This is a genomic window from [Flexibacter] sp. ATCC 35103 (genome assembly GCF_001975985.1).
Lineage (GTDB): Bacteria > Bacteroidota > Bacteroidia > Flavobacteriales > Flavobacteriaceae > Flavobacterium.
Genome location: NZ_MTQF01000003.1, coordinates 19957 through 38934 on the forward strand (window position 1 = coordinate 19957; position 18978 = coordinate 38934).

Consider the following 18978-nt stretch of genomic DNA (forward strand, 5'->3'; position numbering starts at 1 on the left):
GGTTCAAGCTAACAGGAAACTTTAAACCATAAAAACCTTAAACAAAAAATAAGATGATTTTAGAAATGAAAGTCCCATCACCAGGGGAATCAATAAAAGAAGTTGAAATTGCAACTTGGTTAGTAAAAGACGGAGATTATGTAGAAAAAGATCAAGCTATTGCTGAAGTTGATTCAGACAAAGCAACTCTTGAATTACCTGCTGAAATGAGCGGAATTATTACGCTTAAAGCAGAAGAAGGTGATGCAGTTGCTGTAGGAGCTGTAGTTTGTTTAATTGATACAGATGGTGTAAAACCTGCAGGTGATGCTGCGGCTGCACCAGCGGCAGAAGCACCTAAAGCTGAAGCTCCAAAGGCTGAAGTAAAAGCTGAGGCTCCAAAAGCAGCACCAGTACAGGCTCCGGCAGCTACAAGTTATGCAGCAGGAACTCCATCTCCGGCAGCAAGAAAAATATTAGACGAAAAAAATATAGCACCGGCAACTGTTTCAGGAACTGGTAAAGGCGGAAGAATCACTAAAGATGACGCTGTAAATGCAGTGCCTTCTATGGGAACTCCAACTGGAGGAAACCGTGGATCTGAGCGTACAAAATTATCAATGTTGCGTCGTAAAGTAGCTGAGAGATTAGTTGCTGCTAAAAACGAAACTGCTATGTTAACGACTTTCAACGAAGTTAACATGACGCCAATCAACTTGATTCGTAACGAATACAAAGATGCTTTTAAAGCAAAACATGGTGGTCTTGGTTTAGGTTACATGTCTTTCTTTACAAAAGCAGTTACAAGAGCTTTAGAATTATATCCTGATGTAAACTCTATGATGGATGGTGATTATAAAGTAGCTTACGATTTTGCTGATATCTCAATCGCAGTTTCAGGACCAAAAGGTTTAATGGTTCCTGTTGTTCGTAATGCTGAAAACTTATCTTTCCGCGGAATTGAAGCTGAAATTAAAAGATTAGCTCTTAGAGCTCGTGACGGTCAAATTACTGTTGATGATATGACAGGCGGAACTTTCACTATTACTAATGGGGGTGTTTTTGGAAGTATGTTGAGTACTCCAATTATCAACCCTCCTCAATCAGGAATTTTAGGAATGCACAATATTATTGAGCGCCCAATTGCTGTAAACGGTAAAGTAGAAATTCACCCAATGATGTACGTTGCTCTTTCTTATGATCACAGAATTATCGACGGACGTGAGTCTGTTGGTTTCTTGGTTGCTGTAAAAGAAGCATTAGAAAACCCATTAGAATTATTGATGAATGGCGATGCTAAACGTGCTTTAGAATTGTAAATTGTAATAATTTTCGATATAAAGAAAAGCCTGTTCATTAAGTTGAACGGGCTTTTTTATTCTTAATATTAGCTTAAATCTTCCTTAAGATGTTAATTTTTTAAATAAACGTAAATTTAACCCTTTAAAAAATATTTTATTTAGAATAAATAAGAATAGCTTGTTTAGTTAATATCCAACAGCTAAATTTGCGCTATTAAAATTAATTCTAAATAAAAATGAAATATAAATTTACAATTTCTTTTTTGAGTTTTTGTTTTCTCCTATTAACGAGTATTTCAATCTCTGCACAAGAAAAAGCAAATATTAAAGGTCAAATATTATTAAATAATAGCGAATCTCCAGAAGGTATTTCTATTGCTTTAAAAGGAACAAGATTTGGAACTATTACAGATGAAGCAGGTAATTACAAAATTAAAAATGTTAAACCTGGAACTTATACTATAAAAGTATCAGCTGTAGGATTTACAACGAAAGAAAAAAAGATTACTGTAAATGAAGGTGCTGAAATCACTGAAAACTTCAGCCTTACTTCAAATTCAGAAGAATTGACAGAAGTAGTTATAAACGGTGGGAGAACAAATCGTTTTGCCCGTAAAGAAACTAAACAGGTTTCCAGATTACCACTTAAAAATCTCGAAAACCCACAATCTTATACTACCATTAGCGGAGAATTATTAAAAGAGCAAGTAGTAACTAATTTTGATGATGCTTTGAAAAATGCCTCTGGAATTACGCCACTGTGGGCCGCAACAGGACGCGCCGGAGACGGAGCTGCTTATTATTCTTTAAGAGGATTTCCTGTTCAACCTACAATGGTTAATGGCTTACCGGGTTTAACAAACGGAAGTTTAGACCCTGCGAATATTGATCGAGTTGAAATTATTAGAGGTCCATCTGGAACTTTATTTGGAAGCAGCCTGATATCTTACGGTGGGTTAATCAACACCACTACAAAGAGACCCTACAAAACCTTTGGAGGAGAAATAAATTATACAGTAGGAAGTTATGGTTTAAATCGTGCAACCGTTGATCTGAATGCACCTCTTAATGACAAAAAGACTTTAAATTTTAGAATAAATTCAGCTTACAACAAACAAAATAGTTTTCAGGATGCTGGTTTTAGAGAATCATTTTTCGTTGCTCCTTCCTTATCTTATGAAGTAAACAACAAATTGTCATTCCTTGTTAATACTGAATTTATGAGCAACGAATCTACAAATCCAACTATGTTGTTTTTTGACAGAGGAGCTCAATTAAGAGTTCATAATATTAATGAATTAAAATATGACAACAACCGTTCTTACACAAGTAATGAACTTACTATGAAAACGCCGTCATATAATATTCAGGCTCAAATGAATTATAAATTTTCTGATCAATGGACTTCACAAACTGTATTCTCGAACAGTTCAGCAAGATCAAAAGGAAATTATACTTATTTGTATGAAGGAACTCAATACACACCTATTAAAAACGGAATTGTATTAAATCGTTATTTTACTGATCAGGACAATCAAAATTTGACAACAGATATTCAACAAAATTTTAATGGTGATTTTAAAATTGGAAGTCTAAGAAACAGAATTGTTATAGGTTTTGATTATTTCAAAAGAACAGCTACAGATCATAGTTCAGGATATTTTGGAAATGGATCTGTATATATAGGAGATGATTTACAATCTTTTAACGACTATATTGGAACAACTACAAACGGTGATACCGGAGATTTAACAAAAGCCGGAGCTGCTGCAATAATTGGAAATAGTCCTAGAAACGATAATAGTACGAAACAAGAAACATATAGTGCTTATGTATCTGATGTAATCAACTTTACACCTGGATTATCTGCTATGTTAAGCTTACGTGCTGACCGTTTTATGAACGCTAAAAACGACGGATACAACCAAACTGCTTTTTCTCCAAAATTTGGATTGGTATACCAACCTATTATCGATAAAGTTTCGATTTTCGCAAATTACATGAATGGATTTGTTAACATCGCACCTGGTCAAAATCGTTCTGCATCAGTTATTACACCAGTAATACTTAATCCTGAGCATGCCGACCAATTTGAAGTTGGAACAAAATTGAATCTTTTTAAAGATAAACTTTATGCAACTTTTAGCTATTATGACATTAAAGTTTCCGATCAGACTTATGTGGTAGAAACTCCATACGTAGATCCTGCAAACCCAACAACGCCACAACCAAATAATCAGCAAACATTTCAGGATGGAGCTCAGAAAAACAAAGGTTTTGAGGCTGAATTTGTTGCAAACCCAATTAGCGGTTTAAACATTGTTTTAGGTTATAGTTATAATGATGCCGTTTTAACAAAAGGAGATCCTGACTTTGTAAATCGCAGATCTGAAAATGCAGGACCAAGAAATCTGGCAAATCTTTGGGCTAGTTACAAACTCACAAATGGCTTCTTGAGAGGCTTCGGTTTAGGTTTTGGAGGAAATTATGTTGGTGACAACATGATTATGAACAGACAAACTTCTGGAACATTTACTATTCCAGCATATACAGAACTAAACTCATCTTTATTTTATAGTGCTGAAAAATTTACTATTACTGTTAAATTCAACAACATCACAAATGAAGAAATTTATGACGGATGGTCAACAGTTCATCCTAAAGACCCAAGAGCAGTTGCTGCTAGTTTCACTTACAAATTCTAATAAAAACAAAAACACCTTTCTTTTATTAGAAAGGTGTTTTTTAAATTCTTAAATTATGATAACAATAGCAAGCCTTATCGTTTTTTTAGCATTTTATACGCTTTATTATACATCAAAAAGAGCCACTTTATCTTATGATTTAGGTTTTGAAAAATGGATGAAAAGCAATCCTAAACCAACCAAGTTTTTAGGTTTAGGACTTCTTTTATTAGCTTATTCTGTTTGGCTTTTTACACAATCACTATGTTGCGGTACATTAATGTTTTTTATTCAGCTGATGACTATTGGCAGTTTAATTATCATTTTAGCCCCACTAAAAAAAATAAGCCGATTCGCTATTGCTGCACTTTTTATTATTGTTGCTTTACTGGAATTTTATTATAATTAACTTTATTTCTAACCAAAATATGCCGGCAAATCCTAAATATCTAACACAATCTAAATGGCAACGATTTGCCAAAATTACAGCTGCCATATTAGGTGGCTATTTTGTTTCAGTCACTTTTCATTTGGCTCTGGCATCTTGGTTTAACCGTGCTAATATCCTTATGACAATGGCTTTTAGCGGATTCATTCTTTGGGTAGCACTTATGATAATTGCTTTCTTAGCAAAAAGTGGACTAAAAATTTGGGGCATTTACATACTTCTAACTTTAGTTTTTTCTCTTTTTATTTATTTGGGTCAAACCTACAATCCAATAGCAAAATAAATCATGAATAATCGCAATTACAATATCTATTTTCATACACATACCGTTAGCGGAATTGTGATCAGTGTCGTTCTTTTTGTGATTTTTTTCGCAGGATCTTTTTCTTTTTTCAGAGATGAAATTATCAATTGGGAAAGAAATGAATCTACTGCTATTTCCAAAGAAATCCAATTAGATTACAACACAACCTTAAATAAGCTTGACAAGGAATACGTTTTACATGGAAGAAATATCACTATTTCTAAGCCTGGCAACGAAAGAAGAGTCGCCATTTATATGGAAGGTACCAAAGATACTTTGGCTCCGGCCAAGCAAAAAGAAGGAAGCTTTTTTTATCTCGATACTAAAACATTTAAAACATTCACTTATGAAGAATCTTACTCATTAGGTGAATTTTTATACCGTTTACATTTTCTGGCTCAAATACCATATCCTATTGGGTATTATCTTTCCGGTTTTATCGCCTTATTTTTTCTATTTGCAATCGTAACCGGTGTTCTGCTACATTGGAAAAAAATCGTTTCTAACTTTTATATTTTTCGCCCAAAAGAAAAATTAAAAACATTATGGACAGATGCACATACGGCATTAGGAATGATTGGTTTACCGTTTCAGTTTGTATATGCTGTAACCGGAGCATTTTTTATGATCAAACTTTTGATTGTAGCACCAGCCGTAATGGCATTATATAAAGGCGATCAGGATAAATTATACAAAGAATTAGAGTATAAAGATCCGGATTATAAATTCGACAATAAAAAACTAGCAACACCTTTTAATATCGATCAGTTAGTTGCGAAAGCAAAAAACAACTGGAAAGATTTTGAAATCACCCGTGTTTTTATTCAGAATTATGGCGATGCTAACATGCATGTTTTAGTTGAAGGCGAAATGTTAAGCCATAAAAAATTCACAGGAATAGGAAAAGTAGTCTACAGAATTGCTGACGGAAAAGAAATTGCAAAGAAAAACCCTGTGACACAAAACAACTATTTAGATGTTGTAAAAAATGTTTTATATAGAATACATTTTGGCGATTATGGAGGTTATCCTCTAAAAATCGTGAGTTTTATTCTGGGAATCATTACTTGTTTTGTCATTATTTCTGGCGTAATGATCTGGTTAGTCGCGAGACAAAAAAATAGTTTACCAGAGAAAAAAAGACGTTTTAATGCTGCGGTAGTTCGTATTTATTTAGCAATCTGCCTGAGCATGTATCCTATTACAGCGTTAGCCTTTATAGCGACCAAAATATTTTACCCGTTGACACAAGACAATCTTTTCCTTCTATATTTTGGAGGATGGCTGATTCTTACAGTCTTTTTTATTCTCAAAAAGAACGATGATTTTACCAATAAATTCTGCTTGATTTCAGGAAGCATTTTAGGATTTCTAATTCCTGTTTCAAACGGAATTGTATCAGGAAATTGGTTCTGGAATTCGTTTATGCAAAATCATATTCAGGTATTCTTTATTGATGTTTTCTGGATTGTTTTAGCTTCTATATCTCTATATGTGGCTTATTCCTTAAAGCCAAAAAAGGCCGTTTTATAAAAATTACCTTAAATAATTTGCCCTCTATTGATTTAGCGTATACTTTTACGCTTTATTCAAAAAATGGGATTCAAACAAAAAATACGTTTTCTACATAAATGGCTCGGATTAATTTCCGGGCTTATTGTTTTTATTATCAGTATTACCGGTTGCATCTTTTGCTTTCATGACGAAATAAAAGATATAACCCGAAAAGAATGGCGATTGGTTGAACCTCAAAACAAACCGTTTTTAATGCCATCAGTTTTACTGGAAAAAGCAAAAGAAATTGCTCCGAAAAATAAATCGAGCATGGTTTCGTATTATGGTAAAAACAGATCTGCAATTGTTTATACTTATTCTGACACAAAAAATGAATATTTATACTTTAATCCATACACAGGGAAATATTTAAAAACAGAAAATCCTGAAACAGACTTTTTTATTATCGTCGAATACATTCATTTGTATTTGCTTTTACCGGATTATATAGGCAAACACATTATTGGTGGTGCAACAATTATTTTTATTTTATTGCTTATTTCGGGAATGATTCAATGGTGGCCAAAACGCAAAAGCGATTTAAAAAGAAGTTTTACCGTAAAATGGTCTGCAAAATGGCGCCGGGTAAACTATGACTGGCATAATACATCTGGGTTTTACATTTCAATTATCGCGGTTGTCATTGCTATCACAGGTTTAACCTTTACTTATGAATGGGTTGGGAATGGCATTTATAAAAGCTTCAATTTTGGTGGTGATAAAGCTTTGGAAACAAAAGCCCCAATAATCGATACTAGTAAATTTAGTAATAACAAACTTGCAGCTGTCGATCGTGCTTTTGTCGAAACCATGAAACTACAGCCAAAAGCCGAAATGATATTTGTAACCTATCCCCAACAAAAAGGAGACATCATCAATACCGGAGCTTATCCGTATACCTTAAGATACGATCATCAAAGCAATTATTATTTTCACCCAAGTGACGGAAAATTAATTCAAAGCCAAACTTTTGATAAAAAGAGTTTGGGCCTGCAGGTGGTAGAAATGAATTACGGAATACATACGGGGCAAATTTTAGATCTGCCAGGAAAAATTATTGCTTTTATAATTAGTCTGATTGCTGCATGCCTGCCTGTGACAGGTTTTATAATTTGGTATGGAAGAAGAAATAAATCCTGCAAAAAAATAAAGGCATAAAAAAACCGCTAACAAAAGCGGTTTATAGATTATTTGAAATAGTATTAATTTCTATTTGCCAAAGCATTTTTTTGTAAATTCTTAACTGAAGCTATTTTACTGTTCTCATAAGCAACCTCAGAAAGATTTTTTTCATTGAAGAAAACCCATTTTCCAGTTTTCAACCCGTCTGTGTATTCTCCTACCGCAATTTTATTCCCATTTTCATCATATGATACCCAAACGCCATCTAATTTACCATCTTTAAAAAAGCCTTCTTGTTGTACTTTACCATTTTCATAGTAATAAGTAGCTTTTACTTTGTTTCCAACAGCTTCTAATTCAGGTTTTGTCTCTTGTGCAACTAAAATTCCAGAGAACAATATTGCAACTAAAATTACACACTTTTTCATATCTTTAGGTATTTAATGTTATCAAATCGTTATCAAATATAATTAATTGTTTGCATTAAACAAACTTTTACTTAACAATTTGGTAACATTAGATAAAAACTTAACATTGGAAATTCACTATAAACAAAAAAACCAGTGCTCAGGCACTGGTTTTACTGGTTTTTTATAAAAATATAATTTTACTACAACGTTATTAATTTCGTAAATAAATTATTTCAATAATGCATCTAATTGCATTTGAAGCTCTGGAGATGAAGGTCTTGAAGCATCTGCATTTAAAACATTTCCTTTTGGATCAACGATAATAAATCTCGGAATTCCGGTAACGCCATAACCTGTTACAAATTCAGATTCCCAATCTTTATCCGCAAACAATTGTATTCCCCCTAAATTTTTATCCGTTACAAATTTTTTCCACTTTTCATTGTCTTTCATTTTATCAATCGAAATACTAACGAACTCAATATTTTTTCCGTGATACTTTTCCTCGATTTTTTGTAAATATGGAATTTCGGCTCTACAAGGTGCACACCAGGTTGCCCAAAGATCAATATATACATATTTACCTTTTAAATCAGAAAGTTTGGTTTTTCCTCCTTTATGATTTACATAATCAAAATCAGGAGAAGGCTTTCCGTTTAATTTATTTGCTTTATAAGCTCTGTCATATTCCTGTGCAGCATATTGATTAAAACTTTCAAAACTATTTTTTAAAGCAGTTTTAAATTCCGGATCAAAATTTCCTTTCTCTACATTCTCAATATCAGTTTTTTTCTTTGCTTCTAATAATGATGCAAATTCAGTAGGTTCTTTGGCAAAAGCATCTTTTTGAAATTGTTCATCTTTTAAAGCTTGCTGTGCCATAAAATTACTTTCATCAACTCCTTTACCTTTATATACAATTGTTTCATCAAATTCTTTAGCATCCATCGTTAGATTAATCTCCGAATTTGGCTTTAAGTATAAATTAGAAGATTCTGTACCATCAGAAAACACATAAAATCCTTTTGCTGCTTCAAAATTAGCGGCAAAAATCTCTTTTTTATTAATCGGGATAACTTGTTTAAAATTATCCTTGCCTTTAATAACTAAAGTATCACTATTTCTGTTCGTAATTTTAGCGGTAAATTTAATTTGATTTTTGGCTTGACCGATGACATTCAAAGCGCTAAAAATCAACAGACCAGTTACAAAAAATTTGTTCATATAAATTAAAGTTTGTTTTTAGTGATTCAAATCTAAATAAATAACAGCTTTCAAATTTCAGAATTAACAAAATATTTAAAATTCTATACATCAACTTTATCACTTTACTATATTATCTTGAATTTTGTGTTTACTTTTGCAGTCTAAAATTTTGATCATGTATAGAAGTCATAATTGTGGCGAGTTAAATGCCTCAAATATTAATACGGAAGTTACACTAGCGGGTTGGGTTCAAAAATCACGCGATAAAGGATTTATGAATTGGGTTGATTTACGCGACCGTTACGGAATTACACAACTTATTTTCGACGAAAGTCGTACTGATAAAACTGTTTTTGAATTAGCTAAAACTCTGGGTAGAGAATTTGTAATTCAGGTAAAAGGAACGGTAATTGAGCGTGAAGCTAAAAACAAGAATATCCCAACTGGTGAAATCGAAATTTTAGTTACTGAATTAACGATTTTAAATGCAGCACTTACGCCTCCGTTTACAATTGAAGATGAAACTGACGGTGGTGAAGATATCAGAATGAAATATCGTTATTTAGATATTCGTAGAAATCCTGTAAAAAACAGTTTGCTTTTCCGTCATAAAGTAGCAATGGAAGTTCGTAAATATTTATCTAATTTGGATTTCTGTGAAGTTGAAACTCCATATTTAATCAAATCGACTCCTGAAGGCGCAAGAGATTTCGTTGTTCCAAGCCGTATGAACGAAGGACAATTTTATGCATTGCCGCAATCGCCACAAACTTTCAAACAATTATTGATGGTGGGCGGAATGGATAAATATTTTCAGATTGTAAAATGTTTCCGTGACGAAGATTTACGTGCAGACCGTCAGCCGGAGTTTACACAAATCGATTGCGAAATGGCATTTGTGGAGCAAGAAGACATACTGAATGTTTTTGAAGGTCTTACAAGACATTTATTAAAAGAAATTAAAGGCATTGAAGTAGATAAATTCCCTAGAATTACCTACGATTATGCCATGAAAACATACGGAAATGACAAACCGGATATCCGTTTTGGAATGGAGTTTGGTGAGTTGAATGAATTTGCACAACACAAAGATTTCCCGGTATTTAATGCCGCAGAATTAGTGGTTGGTATTGCAGTTCCAGGAGCAGGAAATTATACCCGTAAAGAAATTGACGGATTAATTGACTGGGTAAAACGTCCGCAAGTTGGAGCATCAGGAATGGTATATGCAAAATGCAATGACGATGGAACTTATAAATCATCTGTAGATAAATTCTACGATCAGGAAGATTTAGGGCAATGGGCAAAAATTACAGGAGCAAAACCAGGAGATATGATTTTTGTTCTTTCTGGCCCTGCAAACAAAACACGTGCTCAGCTTTCTGCACTTCGTATGGAATTAGCAACTCGTTTAGGATTACGTAATCCTGAAGTCTTTGCTCCGTTATGGGTTGTAGATTTCCCATTATTAGAACTTGACGAAGAAAGTGGCCGTTATCATGCGATGCACCACCCGTTTACATCTCCAAAACCGGAGGATATGGCTTTGTTGGAAACAGAACCAGGAAAAGTTCGTGCCAACGCTTATGATATGGTTTTAAACGGAAATGAAATTGGCGGTGGCTCAATTCGTATTCACGATAAAGCGACTCAGCAATTAATGTTTAAATATTTAGGCTTTACAGAAAACGAAGCAAAAGCTCAGTTTGGTTTCTTAATGGATGCTTTTCAGTTTGGAGCACCGCCACACGGAGGTTTAGCATTTGGTCTTGATCGATTAGTTGCTATTTTAGGAGGTCAGGAAACGATTAGAGATTTTATTGCGTTCCCAAAAAACAATTCAGGACGAGATGTAATGATCGATGCTCCAGCAAAAATTGATGATGCTCAATTAAAAGAATTACACATTAAAATTGATGCAATTTAATTTGCTCAATTTTCACAATTATAGAACTGCAGCTAAAATTTAGCTGCAGTTTTTTTATTTTTTACCTTTTTTTAATATCACGATAATGCACCTTAAAAGTTAGCAGCCCAGCAAATACAAGTATTATCCCACAGAAACAAAGATTGGTCTTACTACTTTTGCATAAGCTAATAAAATTTTGTAAAACATAAGCTACTTTTTTAGCTTTTTATTCTTACAATTGATGATTCTCAAATAAAGTAGTTGCATATCAAAATTGATGCAATATAAATAGCGAAAACACTGTGAATCAATAATTTTTACAAAAAATTAACACCTTATTGTCTTTTGTATGAATTTATATATTACATTTGCTTCATTATAAATTATTATTACAATTACAATGCGTACAGGTACAGTAAAATTTTTCAATGAATCTAAAGGTTATGGATTCATTACAGACGAAGAAACAGGAAAAGATATCTTCGTTCACGCTTCAGGAATTAACGCGGAAGAATTACGCGAAGGAGACCGTGTAAGCTATGAAGAAGAAGAAGGAAGAAAAGGGAAAGTTGCTGCTAAAGTAGCAGTAATCTAAGAAAAATATAGCAATTTATTTTTTTTGCCTCTGAATGGTTTTAAAAACGTTTCGATTTATTTCGAAACGTTTTTTTTTGTTCAAATCTTAAAAAAACCTTAAAATAGGTTGGTATTATTTATAATCAATAAAAATTACAAATATTCACCCTTTTGTAATACACTTAAATCCTTTTTTAGCTTGTGATTTACAGAGTTGAAAGTTATCTTTGTGGCTTATTCTTTAAGTAAAAACCCTAAGTTTATGCAATCAGATCAATACAGTTATCTTCCTATTTTAATGCAGTTTATTCTGGCTGTTGGTTTTGTGGTAGGAACAATCATTATTTCGGGAAAATTAGGACCAAAAAGAACCTCTGAAGTAAAAGACAAAAACTTTGAGTGTGGTATCGAATCAGTTGGTAATGCCCGTATTCCTTTTTCAGTAAAATATTTTCTGGTAGCCATTTTATTTGTATTGTTTGATGTAGAGGTAATTTTCCTTTATCCTTGGGCAGTAAACTTCAAAGAACTTGGAATAGAAGGAATGTTAAAGATGATTGTATTCATGTCACTTCTTTTAGTTGGCTTTTTCTACATCATCAAGAAAAAAGCATTAGACTGGGAATAAAAAGATTTTAGATTTTAGACTTAGTGATTTTAGATTTAAGAACAGTTGTTATCTGAACTTATATAGAACCACAATTTAAAATTTGATTTCATCGAATTAATATACTGATTTAAAAAAATTGATTTTAACTTTTACGATTTCCCAAATCTAAAATCTAAAATCAGAAATCTAAAATAAAATGAGCGATTCAAATGTAAATATGGTTGCGCCGCCGGAAGGAGTTGTAGGAGAAGGTTTCTTCGCTACAAAACTAAATGATGTTGTAGGTCTGGCAAGAGCCAACTCATTATGGCCATTACCTTTCGCAACTTCATGTTGTGGTATCGAATTCATGGCTACAATGGCCTCACATTACGATTTAGCACGATTTGGTTCTGAACGTGTGAGTTTTTCTCCTCGTCAGGCAGATATGTTAATGGTAATGGGAACTATTTCAAAAAAAATGGCGCCAATTTTAAGACAAGTTTACGAACAAATGTCTGAGCCACGCTGGGTAATAGCCGTTGGAGCTTGTGCTTCATCAGGTGGTATATTTGATACCTATTCAGTTTTACAAGGAATTGACAAAGTAATCCCCGTAGATGTTTACGTTCCGGGATGCCCGCCAAGACCAGAACAAATAGTAGATGGAGTAATGAAACTTCAGGAATTGGTACGAAGTGAATCTGTTAGACGCAGAAGCTCTCCGGAATACCAAGAATTACTAGCTTCATATAACATTTCATAAGATGGCTTTAGAAAATACCCTGATTCAAGATAAACTTACAGAAACATTTGACGCAAGTGTTTTTAACTTTCAACAAGAAAGAGATATTTTTTCACTGGAAACTACCGCTGATAAAATCACAGCATTGATTCTTTTTTTGAAAAACGATTCTGATCTGCGTTTTCACTTTTTAACCGATTTATGCGGCATTCACTATCCGGACAACGAAACAGATCGTCAGTTTGCTATAGTATACCACATGCACAATTGGTACGAAAACAAACGCATTAGAATTAAAGTATTTCTTAATGGTGAAAAACCGGAGATAAAAACCATTTCAAATATTTTCCAGAGTTCCAATTGGATGGAAAGAGAAACATATGATTTTTTTGGGATTAACTTTATTGGACATCCACAATTAAAACGTATTTTGAACATGGATGAAATGATATCTTTTCCAATGCGTAAAGAATTTCCAATGGAAGACAGCGGAAGAACTGATAAAGATGACAGATTCTTTGGAAGAACAACAACAAATTGCTAAAAAATAAATAATTCAACATTATAAAATGTCAGAACTATTATTACCACCAGAGCATCGTTATGCTAAAATAGTAAAGGATAAACTAAATGAAGACGGAAGCGAGCTTTCAGTATTGAATTTAGGTCCAACACACCCGGCCACTCACGGTATTTTTCAAAATATCCTGTTGATGGATGGAGAAAGAATTCTTGAAGCTGAACCCACTATAGGTTATATCCACAGAGCTTTCGAAAAAATTGCCGAAAATCGTCCTTTTTATCAAATTACGCCTCTTACAGACCGTATGAACTATTGCTCCTCTCCTATTAATAATATGGGATGGTGGATGACTTTAGAGAAATTACTTAATATTGAAGTCCCTAAACGTGCCCAATATTTAAGAGTTATCGTAATGGAGCTGGCACGTATTACAGATCACTTGATTTGTAACTCGATTCTGGGCGTAGATACCGGAGCCTATACCGGTTTCTTATATGTATTTCAATTTAGAGAAAAAGTATATGAGATTTACGAAGAAATTTGTGGTGCTCGTCTAACAACAAATATGGGAAGAATTGGTGGTTTCGAAAGAGATTGGTCACCAGAAGCTTTCCGCAAACTGGAAGTATTTTTAAAAGATTTTCCTGTTGCATGGCAAGAATTTGTAAACTTATTTGAAAGAAACAGAATTTTCCTTGACAGAACCGTAAACGTAGGTGCAATCTCAGCAGAGCAAGCAATGGCTTACGGATTTACAGGTCCAAACTTACGTGCTGCAGGAGTTGATTATGATGTTCGTGTTGCACAACCATATTCTTCATATGAAGATTTCGATTTTATTGTTCCTGTTGGAAAATCAGGTGATACTTACGATCGTTTCTGTGTTCGTAACGCTGAAGTTTGGGAAAGTTTAAGCATTATTCGCCAGGCATTAGATAAAATGCCAGCCGGAAATGAATATCATGCAGAAGTTCCTGATTACTACCTGCCTCCAAAAGAAGATGTTTATACTTCAATGGAATCTTTAATTTATCACTTTAAAATTGTAATGGGAGAAGTTCCTGTACCAGTTGCAGAAATTTATCACCCTGTTGAAGGAGGTAACGGAGAATTAGGTTTTTATCTGGTTACTGACGGAAGCAGAACCCCGTATAGATTACATTTTAGAAGACCTTGTTTTATTTATTACCAGGCATACCCTGAAATGATAAAAGGTGCTTTATTATCAGATGCAATTGTTATTTTATCAAGTTTAAATGTCATTGCCGGAGAATTAGATGCCTAAAAAATTATAGATTTTAGATTCCGGATTAAAATCAGAATTAAAAATCTAAAATAAAAAGATTGCAGAATGTAGATTATAGATTGCAGATTGAAAAATCTAAAATCTAATCCCGAAGATTCGGGACTAAAATCCAAAATAAAAATGGAACGTAAACATTACAAACAAGAAATAAATATGACTGAAGCATTGATGTCCCGCATCAATGAATTGATCAGCCATTATCCTGAAGACAAAAGAAAATCAGCTTTGCTGCCTGTTTTGCACGAAGTGCAGGATGCTCATGATAACTGGCTGAGTATTGAGTTACAGGATAAAGTTGCTGAAATTTTACATATAAAACCAATTGAGGTTTACGAAGTGGTTACTTTTTATACCATGTACAACCAAAAACCAATTGGAAAATATATGTTCGAATTTTGTCAGACTTCTTGTTGTTGCTTAAATGGTGCTGAAAATTTAATGGATTACACTTCTGAAAAATTAGGTATTAAAATGGGCGAAACAACTCCAGACGGAATGTTTACCATTGCCGGAGTAGAATGTTTAGGTGCTTGCGGATATGCTCCGATGATGCAGTTAGGAGATTTCTACAAAGAAAAATTGACAGAAGAAAAAATCGATCAGTTAATTGCTGATTGCAGAGATGATAAAATAATATTACACGATAAATAAGATGTCACAGAAAATATTATTAGACAAAATCAATGTTCCTGGTATTAAAACTTATGAAGTATATCGTCAAAATGGCGGTTATGCATCTGTAGAAAAAGCTTTAAAAACGCTTACACCGGACGAAGTTGTTGAAGAAGTAAAAAAGTCAGGACTTCGTGGCCGTGGTGGAGCAGGATTTCCTGCAGGAATGAAATGGAGTTTCATTGATAAAAAGTCAGGAAAACCAAGACATTTAGTTTGCAATGCCGATGAGTCAGAACCCGGAACTTTCAAAGATCGTTATTTGATGGAATTTATTCCTCACTTATTGATCGAAGGAATGATTACTTCTAGTTTTGCCTTAGGCGCTAACCTATCCTATATTTACATTCGTGGAGAATATATGTGGGTTTTCAAAATATTAGAAAGAGCAATCGCCGAAGCTAAAGCTGCCGGTTGGTTAGGAAAAAATATATTAGGAACAGGTTACGATTTAGAATTACATGTACACTGTGGAGCCGGAGCTTATATTTGTGGAGAAGAAACTGCACTTATAGAATCTTTGGAAGGTAAAAGAGGAAATCCTCGTATCAAACCACCTTTCCCAGCAGTTTCAGGACTTTGGGCAAACCCTACAGTTGTAAATAATGTTGAAACAATCGCTACTGTGCCTTGGATCATCAACAATTCTGGTGATGACTATGCAAAAATCGGTATTGGACGTTCAACAGGAACTAAATTAATTTCTGCTTCAGGACATATTAAGAACCCTGGTGTTTATGAAATTGAATTAGGATTAAGCGTTGATGAATTCATGAATTCTGATGAATACTTAGGAGGAATGTCTTCCAGCAGACCTTTGAAAGCATTTGTTCCAGGAGGATCTTCAGTGCCAATTTTACCTGCTGAATTGATTTTTAAAACAGCAAATGGCGAAGACAGATTAATGACTTACGAATCTTTAAGTGATGGTGGTTTTGCTACCGGATCAATGTTAGGTTCTGGAGGATTTATCGTTTACAATGACACTGCATGTGTGGTAAGAAACACTTGGAATTTTGCACGTTTTTACCACCATGAATCTTGCGGACAATGTACGCCTTGTCGTGAAGGAACAGGTTGGTTAGAAAAAATATTATGGAGAATCGAAAATGGTCAAGGCCGTGAAGAGGATATCGAATTGTTATGGAGTATTCAAAGCAAAATCGAGGGTAATACAATTTGCCCATTAGGTGATGCAGCTTCCTGGCCGGTAGCAGCCGCAATTCGTCATTTTAGAGATGAATTTGAATATCACGTTCGTTTCCCTGAAAAAATAAAAAACAGAGAGCACTTTGTTGCCGAGCCTTTCTCTCAAGTAAAACATTTAGTAGGCAAACAAACAGTTTAAAATAGTTTCAAGTTTCAAGTTTTTTTAGTTTCAAGTTCAACAACCTGAAACTTTAAACCTGAAACTAAAAAAACAAAACAAAGATGAAAGTAACCATAGACGGTCAAAGTATAGACGTAGAGCCAGGAACAACGATCCTGCAGGCTGCACGTATGATTGGTGGAGATTTGGTACCGCCAGCCATGTGCTATTACTCAAAATTAAAAGGCAGTGGCGGTAAATGCCGTTGTTGTTTAGTTGAAGTTTCTAAAGGAAGTGAAGCTGACCCAAGACCAATGCCAAAATTAATGGCATCTTGTGTAACAGGCTGTATGGACGGAATGGAAGTAAACAGTAAATCTTCGGACAGAGTAACGGAAGCCCGCAAATCTGTAACAGAATTTTTATTAATCAACCACCCACTTGATTGTCCAGTGTGTGATCAGGCTGGTGAATGTGATTTACAAAATTTAAGCTTCGAACACGGAAATCCAAAATCACGTTTTATTGAAGAAAAAAGAACATTTGAACCGGAAGATATTGGTCCAAATATTCAACTACATATGAACCGTTGTATCTTATGTCAAAGATGTGTACAAGTTGCAGACCAATTGACAGACAACAGAGTTCACGGAGTATTAGATCGTGGTGATCACGCTAATATTTCAACTGGAATCTCAAAAGCTATCGATAATGAATTTTCAGGAAACATGATAGACGTTTGTCCGGTTGGAGCTTTAACAGACAAAACTTTCCGTTTTAAATCAAGAGTTTGGTTTAATAAACCTTATAACGCACACAGAGAATGTACAACTCCGGGATGTTGTGGAAAAACAACTGTATGGATGTTTGGAGGAGAAATTCAACGTGTAACTGGTCGTAAAGATGAGTATCATGAAGTAGAAGAATTCATTTGCAACTCTTGTCGTTTTGATCACAAAAATGTGAATGACTGGGTTATTGAAGGACCAAGAGAATTTGAAAAAGATTCTGTTATCAATCAAAATAACTATACTCAAAAATTAGAGAAAGTACAAATCGATACTGAAAAAACAATCCTTATGGGTAGAGATATCGACCGTAAAAAAATTAGTATGGCTGAAATTCCATTAAACACTAACAACAAAAATTCTTAATGATGGTAGATGGTGCGTTTATTATAGAAAAGAGTGTTGTAATTGTTGTGGTTTTCGCTGTAACAATGATTATGGCAATGTATTCTACTTGGGCTGAACGTAAAGTTGCAGCTTTTCTTCAGGATCGTGTAGGACCAAACCGTGCAGGATGGGGAGGATTATTACAACCTCTTGCTGATGGTATGAAATTATTCTCGAAAGAAGAATTTTTTCCAAATACACCTAACAAATTTTTATTCGTTGTAGGTCCGGCAATTGCCATGAGTACCGCTTTAATGACAAGTGCAGTAATTCCGTGGGGAGACAGACTTCATGTATTTGGAAGAGATGTTATTCTACAGGCAACTGATATTAATATTGCTTTATTATACATTTTTGGAGTTCTTTCAGTAGGTGTTTACGGTATTATGATTGGTGGATGGGCTTCTAACAATAAATTCTCCTTAATGGGAGCTGTTCGTGCAGCTTCTCAAATGGTTTCTTATGAAGTTGCGATGGGATTATCAATGATTGCATTATTGATGATGACCGGAACAATGAGTTTAAAAGAAATTTCATTGCAACAACAAGGAATGAACTGGAATGTTTTCTATCAGCCTTTGTCATTTTTGATCTTCTTAATTTGTTCATTTGCAGAAACGAACAGAACTCCTTTTGATTTGGCCGAATGTGAGAGCGAATTAATTGGAGGTTATCATACAGAATATTCATCAATGAAAATGGGATTCTATTTATTTGCTGAATATGCCAGTATGTTTACTTCTGCAACTATTATTTCTGTACTATTTTTTGGTGGATATAACTATCCTGGAATGGAATGGATGGTTGAAAATGTAGGTGTAAATATTGGTAATGTAATAGGAATTGCAGTATTGTTTGCAAAAATATGTTTCTTCATATTTTTCTATATGTGGGTGCGTTGGACAATTCCAAGATTTAGATACGATCAATTAATGAACTTAGGATGGAGAATTTTGATCCCGCTTTCGATTATTAATATTATGATCACAGGTGTTGTTATATTAAGACACGATATCGCAGCTGCTTTAGGATTTTAAAAAACGTCTTACCAAGGCTAGCCGTGATAGAAGCGATATCCTTTAATTTTTTTTCTTTAGAAAAATTAAAGATATAGCGGATAGCAGGAAAAGCTTCAAATAAAAATAAAATAGATTTTGATTTGATTT

At 34.0% G+C, this 18978-nt stretch carries 18 protein-coding genes; 16 read left to right on the forward strand and 2 right to left on the reverse strand.

The window, feature by feature from the left end; translation table 11 throughout:
* Positions 1-53: 53 nt before the first annotated feature.
* The 6 genes from odhB to BXU01_RS04455 all read left to right on the forward strand — a co-directional run bounded on the left by odhB (position 54) and on the right by BXU01_RS04455 (position 7428).
* Positions 54-1298: a 2-oxoglutarate dehydrogenase complex dihydrolipoyllysine-residue succinyltransferase gene (odhB, locus tag BXU01_RS04430; protein ID WP_083691912.1), complete on the forward strand. Its 1245-nt coding sequence runs from the start codon at positions 54-56 to the stop codon at positions 1296-1298.
* 218 nt (positions 1299-1516) lie between these two features.
* The gene (locus BXU01_RS04435; protein ID WP_083691913.1) at positions 1517-3985 is read left to right on the forward strand and encodes a TonB-dependent receptor; all 2469 of its coding nucleotides are present in this window, start codon (positions 1517-1519) and stop codon (positions 3983-3985) included.
* A 55-nt stretch (positions 3986-4040) separates the two neighbouring features.
* Positions 4041-4373 carry a hypothetical protein gene (locus tag BXU01_RS04440; RefSeq protein ID WP_083691914.1) on the forward strand — a complete coding sequence of 111 codons (333 nt, stop codon included), beginning with the start codon at positions 4041-4043 and terminating at the stop codon, positions 4371-4373.
* Positions 4374-4392: 19 nt separating this feature from the next.
* Positions 4393-4695, forward strand: coding sequence for a hypothetical protein (locus tag BXU01_RS04445; protein WP_083691915.1), 303 nt, complete (start codon positions 4393-4395; stop codon positions 4693-4695).
* Between the two features lie 3 nt (positions 4696-4698).
* Positions 4699-6249 carry a PepSY domain-containing protein gene (locus BXU01_RS04450; protein WP_083691916.1) on the forward strand — a complete coding sequence of 517 codons (1551 nt, stop codon included), beginning with the start codon at positions 4699-4701 and terminating at the stop codon, positions 6247-6249.
* Between the two features lie 63 nt (positions 6250-6312).
* Complete coding sequence (locus BXU01_RS04455; protein ID WP_083691917.1) at positions 6313-7428, forward strand: PepSY domain-containing protein; 1116 nt, start codon at positions 6313-6315, stop codon at positions 7426-7428.
* 44 nt (positions 7429-7472) lie between these two features.
* Here the strand turns inward: BXU01_RS04455 and BXU01_RS04460 are convergent, their stop codons facing one another.
* Together BXU01_RS04460 and BXU01_RS04465 are read right to left on the reverse strand one after the other, a co-directional pair.
* Positions 7473-7820: a toxin-antitoxin system YwqK family antitoxin gene (locus BXU01_RS04460; RefSeq protein WP_083691918.1), complete on the reverse strand. Its 348-nt coding sequence runs from the start codon at positions 7818-7820 to the stop codon at positions 7473-7475.
* 210 nt (positions 7821-8030) lie between these two features.
* Positions 8031-9026, reverse strand: coding sequence for a TlpA disulfide reductase family protein (locus BXU01_RS04465; protein ID WP_083691919.1), 996 nt, complete (start codon positions 9024-9026; stop codon positions 8031-8033).
* A gap of 157 nt (positions 9027-9183) precedes the next feature.
* Here BXU01_RS04465 and aspS point away from each other — a divergent pair, with 157 nt between their 5' ends.
* The 10 genes from aspS (at position 9184) to nuoH (ending at position 18849) form a co-directional block, all read left to right on the forward strand.
* A complete protein-coding gene (gene aspS / locus BXU01_RS04470; protein WP_083691920.1) occupies positions 9184-10935 on the forward strand; it encodes an aspartate--tRNA ligase in 1752 nt (583 codons plus the stop codon).
* A 382-nt stretch (positions 10936-11317) separates the two neighbouring features.
* Entirely contained in the window at positions 11318-11512 is a 195-nt protein-coding gene (locus BXU01_RS04475) for a cold-shock protein (RefSeq protein ID WP_007137066.1), read from the forward strand.
* A gap of 243 nt (positions 11513-11755) precedes the next feature.
* Entirely contained in the window at positions 11756-12121 is a 366-nt protein-coding gene (locus tag BXU01_RS04480; RefSeq protein WP_055097501.1) for an NADH-quinone oxidoreductase subunit A, read from the forward strand.
* 178 nt (positions 12122-12299) lie between these two features.
* Entirely contained in the window at positions 12300-12848 is a 549-nt protein-coding gene (locus tag BXU01_RS04485; RefSeq protein ID WP_029271568.1) for an NADH-quinone oxidoreductase subunit B, read from the forward strand.
* Between the two features lies 1 nt (position 12849).
* Complete coding sequence (locus BXU01_RS04490) at positions 12850-13371, forward strand: NADH-quinone oxidoreductase subunit C (protein WP_055097502.1); 522 nt, start codon at positions 12850-12852, stop codon at positions 13369-13371.
* A 25-nt stretch (positions 13372-13396) separates the two neighbouring features.
* Positions 13397-14635 (forward strand): NADH-quinone oxidoreductase subunit D, encoded by a 1239-nt coding sequence (locus tag BXU01_RS04495; protein WP_083691921.1) that lies wholly within the window; start codon positions 13397-13399, stop codon positions 14633-14635.
* Positions 14636-14776: 141 nt separating this feature from the next.
* Positions 14777-15307 carry an NAD(P)H-dependent oxidoreductase subunit E gene (locus tag BXU01_RS04500; RefSeq protein WP_055097774.1) on the forward strand — a complete coding sequence of 177 codons (531 nt, stop codon included), beginning with the start codon at positions 14777-14779 and terminating at the stop codon, positions 15305-15307.
* A 1-nt stretch (position 15308) separates the two neighbouring features.
* Positions 15309-16676 (forward strand): NADH-quinone oxidoreductase subunit NuoF, encoded by a 1368-nt coding sequence (gene nuoF / locus BXU01_RS04505; protein WP_055097506.1) that lies wholly within the window; start codon positions 15309-15311, stop codon positions 16674-16676.
* 83 nt (positions 16677-16759) lie between these two features.
* The gene (locus BXU01_RS04510) at positions 16760-17791 is read left to right on the forward strand and encodes a 2Fe-2S iron-sulfur cluster-binding protein (RefSeq protein WP_083691922.1); all 1032 of its coding nucleotides are present in this window, start codon (positions 16760-16762) and stop codon (positions 17789-17791) included.
* Positions 17791-18849: an NADH-quinone oxidoreductase subunit NuoH gene (nuoH, locus tag BXU01_RS04515; protein ID WP_206196602.1), complete on the forward strand. Its 1059-nt coding sequence runs from the start codon at positions 17791-17793 to the stop codon at positions 18847-18849. The genes BXU01_RS04510 and nuoH overlap by 1 nt, the downstream gene beginning before the upstream one ends.
* Positions 18850-18978 lie beyond the last annotated feature (129 nt).